Raw genomic sequence first — 6266 nt, forward strand, 5'->3', positions numbered from 1 at the left:
GAACGGGCCCGAACCAGCTACCGAGAATACCAGACCGGCAGCGTGTGCAGAAGTCGCGCCGCGCCCGGACCCCGGAGCCGGGGTCAGCCGCGGGCGCGGGCCGAGAAGCGCCCGTTCTCGCGGGTGAGAGCGATGTCGAGCCCGAAGGTCTCGGCGAGCGTCGCCTCGGTCAGGGACTCGGCCAGCGGGCCCGCCGCCACCACCGCTCCGTCGCGGAGGAGCAGGGCGTGGGTGAAGCCGTCGGGGATCTCCTCGACGTGGTGGGTCACCATCACGATCGCGGGCGACGCCGGGTCCTTCGCGAAGCCGCCCAGCAGCTGGACGAGCTCCTCGCGGGCGCCGAGGTCGAGGCTCGCGGCCGGCTCGTCGAGCAGGAGCAGCTCGGGGTCGGTCATGATCGCGCGGGCGATCTGGACGCGCTTCTGCTCGCCGTCCGAGAGCGTCCCGAAGGTGCGCTCGGCGAGGTGCTCGAGCTTCCACTCGGACAGCACGCGGCGGGCGCGGCGCTCGTCGATCGCGTCGTAGCCCTCGTTCCAGCGGCCGGTGACGGCGTAGGCGGCGGTCATCACGACGTCGAGCACGCTCTCGCCGGCCGGGAGGCGGCGCGCCATCGCGGTCGAGGCGTAGCCGATGCGCGGACGCAGCTCGAACACGTCGACCCGGCCGAGGGTCTCCTCGAGCAGGTGCGCGGCACCGGTCGAGGGGTAGTTCTGCGCGGCGGCGATCTGCAGGATCGAGGTCTTGCCCGCCCCGTTGGGGCCGAGGATCACCCAGCGCTCGTCCTCGGCCACGTCCCACGACACGTGGTCGAGGATCCGCTTGCCGTTCCGGACGAAGGACACATCGACGAACGAGACAACGCTGGGCATGGGAGCCATTCTAAAGGAGGCGGCCGGGAGGCTCAGACGAGCGAGTCGTAGATCGCCCGGGTGTCCCGCGCGATCTGCGTCCAGCTGAAGTGGCTCTGCGCGCGCTCGCGGCCCGCGGCGCCCATCCGCTTCGCCGTCTCCGGGTCGGCGACGACCTCGGCGAGGACGGCGGCCAGGTCGGCGACGTAGCGCTCCGGGTCCACGGGGGTGCCGGTGCCGTCGGTGACCTGCTCGATCGGGACGAGACGGCCGGTCACGCCGTCGTCGACGACCTCCGGGATGCCGCCGGTCGCCGTCCCGACGACCGCCGCACCGCAGGCCATCGCCTCGAGGTTGACGATGCCGAGGGGCTCGTAGATCGAGGGGCAGACGAACGTGGTCGCGTTCGTCAGGACCGCGGAGAGCTGGTGGCGCGGCAGATGCCGGTCGATCCAGACGACGCCGGTGCGCTCCTCCTGGAGGCTGCGGACGAGGGAGGTGACCTCGGCCATGATCTCGGGGGTGTCGGGGGCGCCCGCGCAGAGCACGAGCTGCACCTCGGGAGGCAGGGTCGCTGCAGCGCGGAGCAGGTAGGGCAGGCCCTTCTGCCGGGTGATGCGGCCGACGAAGACCACGGAGGGGCGCGAGGGGTCGATGCCCAGCTCGGCGAGGACGGCCTCGTCCTCGACCGGGTGCCAGGCGTCGAGGTCGATGCCGTTGTATACCACGTGGACCTTCGCCGGGTCCAGGGCCGGGTAGGAGCGGAGGATGTCCTCGCGCATGCCGCCGGACACCGCGATCACGGCGTCGGCGTTCTCGTACGCCTCCCGCTCGATCCAGCTCGAGACGCGGTAGCCGCCGCCGAGCTGCTCGGCCTTCCACGGACGCAGCGGCTCGAGGCTGTGCGCCGAGACCACGTGCGGGATGCCGTGCAGGAGCTGGGCGAGACGCCCCGCGGCGTTGGCGTACCAGGTGTGGGAGTGGACCAGGTCGGCCCCCGCCGCGTCCTGCGCGATCTGCAGGTCGACCCCGAGGGTCTGCAGCGCGCCGTTCGCCTCGGCGAGCTCCGCGGGGACGGAGTACGCGAACGTGCCCTCCTCCTCGCGCGGCGCGCCGAAGCAGCGCACCACGACCTCCAGGTCGCTGCGCAGCGCCTTGGTGAGCTCGGCCACGTGGACACCGGCTCCCCCGTACACCTCGGGCGGGTATTCCTTGGTCAGCAGATCGACTCGCACCCCCGAACCGTAGTACAGGGCGCTCCCCCGGCGACAGCCGGGGTCCACGGGGAAGCCCGAGCCCCTACTGTGGTGCCATGCAGTCAAAGAAGATCTTCGGCATCGTCCTCGCCGGCGGCGAGGGAAAGCGCCTCATGCCCCTCACGGCGGACCGGGCCAAGCCCGCGGTGCCGTTCGGCGGGCAGTACCGGCTGATCGACTTCGCGCTGTCCAACCTGATCAACTCCGGTCTCACCCAGATCGTCGTGCTGACGCAGTACAAGTCGCACTCGCTCGACCGCCACGTCTCGCAGACCTGGCGCCTCTCCGGGCTCCTGAACTCCTACGTCGCCTCGGTCCCCGCGCAGCAGCGCCTGGGCAAGCGCTGGTTCAGCGGCTCGGCCGACGCGATCCTGCAGAGCCTCAACCTGATCCGCGACGAGAAGCCCGACATCGTCGTCGTGGTCGGCGCCGACCACGTCTACCGCATGGACTTCTCGCAGATGATCGACGCGCACATCACGTCCGGTGCGAAGGCGACCGTCGCGGCCATCCGCCAGCCGATCGAGCTCGCGGACCAGTTCGGCGTCATCCAGCTCGCCGGTGACGAGGCGGGCGACGGCATCGTCCCGACGATGATCTCCGAGTTCCTCGAGAAGCCCAAGGACGCCGTCGGCCTGGCCGACTCCCCGCACGAGGTCCTCGCCTCCATGGGCAACTACGTCTTCGACGCGGACGCCCTGATCGACGCGGTCATCCGCGACGGCGAGTCCTCCACGTCGGACCACGACATGGGCGGCGACATCATCCCGGACTTCGTCGCGCGCGGCGAGGCCGGCGTCTACGACCTCAAGCTCAACGACGTCCCCGGCTCGACCGACCGCGACCGCTACTACTGGCGGGACGTCGGCACCATCGACTCCTTCTTCGAGGCCCACCAGGACCTCATCTCGGCGCTGCCGGTCTTCAACCTCTACAACCAGCAGTGGCCGATCTTCTCGTCGCAGCTGAACTCCCCTCCGGCCAAGATCGTCCGCGACGGCAAGGGCAACATGGGATCGACGGTCGACTCGGTCGTCTCGCTCGGCACCGTGATCTCGGGCGCGCACATCGAGCGCAGCGTCGTCGGGCCCTGGACGGTCATCGAGTCGAACGCGACGGTCACCGACTCGGTGGTCTTCGACAAGGTCCGCATCGGCCCGGACGCGCTGGTCGTCCGCGCTATCCTCGACAAGGACGTCGTCGTCGAGCCCGGTGCTCGAGTCGGCGTGGACCACGACCGCGATCGCGAGCGCGGGTTCACCGTCACCGAGTCGGGCATCACCGTCGTCGGCAAGGGCGTCGTCGTCCACCCGTAGCACCCCCGCGGGTCGAGCTCTGCGCCCCGGCGCGCCCACCCGACCGATCGGACCGGCCCATGAGTGAGCGTCCTGCGACGCCTGCCCGCTTCCTCGTCGTCCTCGACGCGGACTCCACCCTCCTCCAGGACGAGGTGATCGAGCTCCTCGCGGTGCACGCCGGCTCCGAGGAGCGCGTCGCCGCCGTCACGGAGCGGGCGATGCGCGGCGAGCTCGACTTCGGCGAGAGCCTCCGCGAGCGGGTCGCCACTCTCGCCGGGGTCCCGGAGTCGGTGCTCCCCGGTGTGAGCTCGGGCGTCCGCGTCACGCCCGGCGCCGCCGAGCTCGTGGCCGGCGTCCACGCCGCCGGCGGCCGCGTCGGTGTGGTGTCCGGAGGGTTCCACGAGGTCCTCGACCCGGTCGCCGGTGCGCTCGGCCTCGACTTCGTCCGGGCCAACCGCCTCTGCTGCGGGGACGGCCTGCTGACCGGAGCGGTCGACGGGGCGGTCATCGACGCCGCGGCCAAGGCGGAGGCGCTCCGCGAGTGGGCGGCGGTCTCGGGCGTCCCGCCGCAGCGCACGATCGCCGTCGGCGACGGTGCGAACGACCTGGAGATGATGGCGGTCGCCTCCCTCGCGGTCGCCTTCAACGCCAAGCCCCTGGTGCGCGAGCGCGCCGACCTCGTCGTCGGCGGCCTCGACCTGTCGCAGCTGCTGCCTGTCCTCGGCCTCCGCGGCTGAGGCCCGCCTCCCCCGGCCTCATGGGCGTCAGCGGCCCGCGATCGCGACGAGTCCGGCACAGCCGAGCGCCAGCGCCCAGCTGACGAGCGAGCCCACCAGGAAGTACTCCGCCTTCTCGCCGCTGCCGCCGTCGCGGGAGATCTCGGGGAAGCGCACGATCCCCTTGGCCGCGAGCACGGCACCGGCGAGGCCGATCGCTCCGGCGAGCGTGAGACCGGCGATCAGCAGCCGCTCCAGCGGTCCGATCGTGCGCCCGCCCTGGAGGTCCGGCAGGCGGGCGTCGGCCGGCTCCCGACGCGCGAACCGCTCGCTCCAGCGCGGACGCGGCGCGGGCTCGGCCTGCGGGAGCTCGCGGAACAGTGCCGCCCGCACGATCACGTTGCCGCTCTCCAGCAGGAAGAGCCCGGCTCCGACCGCCAGAGCGAGCTGCTCGATCGGAGGGAGCGTGCTCGCGACGGTGGTCGGCGCGAGCGGCCCCGTCGGGACGCCGACTGCGCGGTCGACAGCGGTCAGCACCAGGACCGCCGCGACGAGGGCGACGGCCGGACGCGGACCCCCTGGCGGCCGCGCGTTCTCGACGGTCGTGGTCGTCAGCAGCCAGGCTCCGGCCAGGACGACGACGATCGCCGCACCGAGCGGCGGGGCTCCGACGAGGAGCGCTGCGGTCACGGCTGCGGCGGCGAGCACGGGGATCGCGAGGAGGGCCGCACGGCGGCGGAGGTGCGTGCGCGCGAGGTCGCCGAGGCCGATCACGGCGAGCAGCAGCGCCGTCAGCACGTCTCCTCCAGCAGGCGGGCGCCGGCGAGGAGGGCGCCCGCTCCCGCGCGCCGCAGCGCCTGCGAGACGGCGGGCTGCGAGATCGACTCCTGCTCGCCCAGCTCCTTCTGCGACGCTCCGCGCAGGCTACCCAGCACGAGTCGGCGATCGCGCGCGCTGAGCGCTCCGACCAGGGCGTCGCGGGAGAGGAGGTAGGCGTTGACCGCCGCCTCGCCGGAGTCCCCGTCGGCGTCCCCGGCGACGAACCATCCGCGGGCCGTGGGCACGGCACCGTCCTCGAGCGCGTGGGCGCGATCGATGGCCTCGCGCGCGCGCCACCAGCCGGACCCGTCCTCGAGGTCCCCGGCGATCCCCGATCCGACCACCCGCACCTCGCCCAGGCCGATGCCCGCGCGGCAGTCGACGCCGGCCGGGAGCGAGAGGCGCGCCTGCAGCGTCGCCCGGAGCGCGGCGTGGACGGAGGGGTAGATCGCCTGGAACTCGTCGCCGACCGTCGGGTGCAGGGGCTGGATCGCCGGGACCGCGGCCTCCACCTCGGCGAAGCCCCGCTCGATCTCGCGCTGAGCACCCGCGCGGTCGACGAGGGAGCGGGAGGTCACCAGGTCCAGGAGCACGGCGACGACATCGGAGGAGGTCATCGCATAAGCCTAGAGCTTATATCCGCCGGATATAAGCCCAGGGCTTATCGATCAGTGGCCCATCCCGAGGCCGCCGTCGACCGGGATCACGGCACCCGAGATGTACGCCGCCTCGTCGCCGGCCAGCCAGCGCGTGACCTTCGCGACCTCGGCAGCGGTGCCGTAGCGGGCGAGCGGGATGCTCTTCCGGTACTCCGCCTGCTGCTCCGGCGAGAGCTCCGCGGTCATGTCGGTCTCGATGAAGCCGGGAGCGACGACATTGGCGGTGATGTTGCGGGCGCCGAGCTCGCGGGTCAGCGAGCGGGCGAAGCCCACGAGGGCGGCCTTCGACGAGGAGTAGTTGATCTGGCCCGGCGACCCGTAGAGGCCGACCACGCTGGAGATGAGGACGACGCGGCCGAAGCGCTGCTTGAGCATCCCCTTCGATGCGCGCTTGACGACGCGGAACGCCCCGGTGAGGTTCGTGTCGACGACGGACGTGAAGTCCTCCTCCGTCATGCGCAGCAGCAGGGTGTCGCGGGTGATGCCCGCGTTCGCCACCAGGATCTCGACCGGGCCCAGCTCGGCCTCGACCTGCGTGAACGCGGCGTCGATGGAGGCGGCGTCGGTCACGTCCGCGACGACGGTGAGGGAGCCCTCCGGACCGGAGCCCGAGCGCGCGGTCACGGCGACCCGGTGACCGGCGGCCACGAACTCCTGGGCGATGGCGAAG

General features: G+C 72.4%; 7 protein-coding genes. 2 read left to right on the forward strand and 5 right to left on the reverse strand.

Features of this window, described 5'->3' with window-relative positions:
* Positions 1-83 precede the first annotated feature (83 nt).
* Together C5C35_RS08420 and glgA are read right to left on the reverse strand one after the other, a co-directional pair.
* On the reverse strand, positions 84-869 hold the full coding sequence (locus tag C5C35_RS08420) for an ABC transporter ATP-binding protein (protein ID WP_104221964.1): 786 nt from the start codon (positions 867-869) through the stop codon (positions 84-86).
* 32 nt (positions 870-901) lie between these two features.
* Positions 902-2083, reverse strand: a complete 1182-nt coding sequence (gene glgA / locus C5C35_RS08425) for a glycogen synthase (RefSeq protein ID WP_104221962.1) — start codon at positions 2081-2083, stop codon at positions 902-904.
* Between the two features lie 77 nt (positions 2084-2160).
* Here glgA and C5C35_RS08430 point away from each other — a divergent pair, with 77 nt between their 5' ends.
* On the forward strand, positions 2161-3420 hold the full coding sequence (locus C5C35_RS08430) for a glucose-1-phosphate adenylyltransferase (protein ID WP_104221960.1): 1260 nt from the start codon (positions 2161-2163) through the stop codon (positions 3418-3420).
* Between the two features lie 59 nt (positions 3421-3479).
* Positions 3480-4139, forward strand: a complete 660-nt coding sequence (gene serB / locus C5C35_RS08435) for a phosphoserine phosphatase SerB (protein ID WP_104262940.1) — start codon at positions 3480-3482, stop codon at positions 4137-4139.
* A gap of 27 nt (positions 4140-4166) precedes the next feature.
* Here serB and C5C35_RS08440 read toward each other — a convergent pair whose 3' ends face one another.
* The 3 genes from C5C35_RS08440 to fabG all read right to left on the reverse strand — a co-directional run.
* Positions 4167-4916, reverse strand: a complete 750-nt coding sequence (locus C5C35_RS08440) for a hypothetical protein (protein WP_104262941.1) — start codon at positions 4914-4916, stop codon at positions 4167-4169.
* Complete coding sequence (locus C5C35_RS08445) at positions 4910-5554, reverse strand: SatD family protein (RefSeq protein ID WP_104221954.1); 645 nt, start codon at positions 5552-5554, stop codon at positions 4910-4912. The genes C5C35_RS08440 and C5C35_RS08445 overlap by 7 nt, the downstream gene beginning before the upstream one ends.
* Before the next feature lie 51 nt (positions 5555-5605).
* Positions 5606-6266 (reverse strand): 3-oxoacyl-ACP reductase FabG (fabG, locus tag C5C35_RS08450; RefSeq protein ID WP_104262942.1); only part of this gene is annotated, 661 nt, incomplete at its 5' end.

It is taken from the genome of Rathayibacter sp. AY1F8 (genome assembly GCF_002932165.1).
Lineage (GTDB): Bacteria > Actinomycetota > Actinomycetes > Actinomycetales > Microbacteriaceae > Rathayibacter.

Excerpts from the sequence above, each read along its gene's own strand:
- serB (WP_104262940.1), top strand. The coding sequence starts at position 3,480 with ATGAGTGAGCGTCCTGCGACGCCTGCCCGCTTCCTCGTCGTCCTCGAC.
- C5C35_RS08445 (WP_104221954.1), bottom strand. The coding sequence starts at position 5,554 with ATGACCTCCTCCGATGTCGTCGCCGTGCTCCTGGACCTGGTGACCTCC.
- C5C35_RS08430 (WP_104221960.1), top strand. The coding sequence starts at position 2,161 with ATGCAGTCAAAGAAGATCTTCGGCATCGTCCTCGCCGGCGGCGAGGGA.
- C5C35_RS08420 (WP_104221964.1), bottom strand. The coding sequence starts at position 869 with ATGCCCAGCGTTGTCTCGTTCGTCGATGTGTCCTTCGTCCGGAACGGC.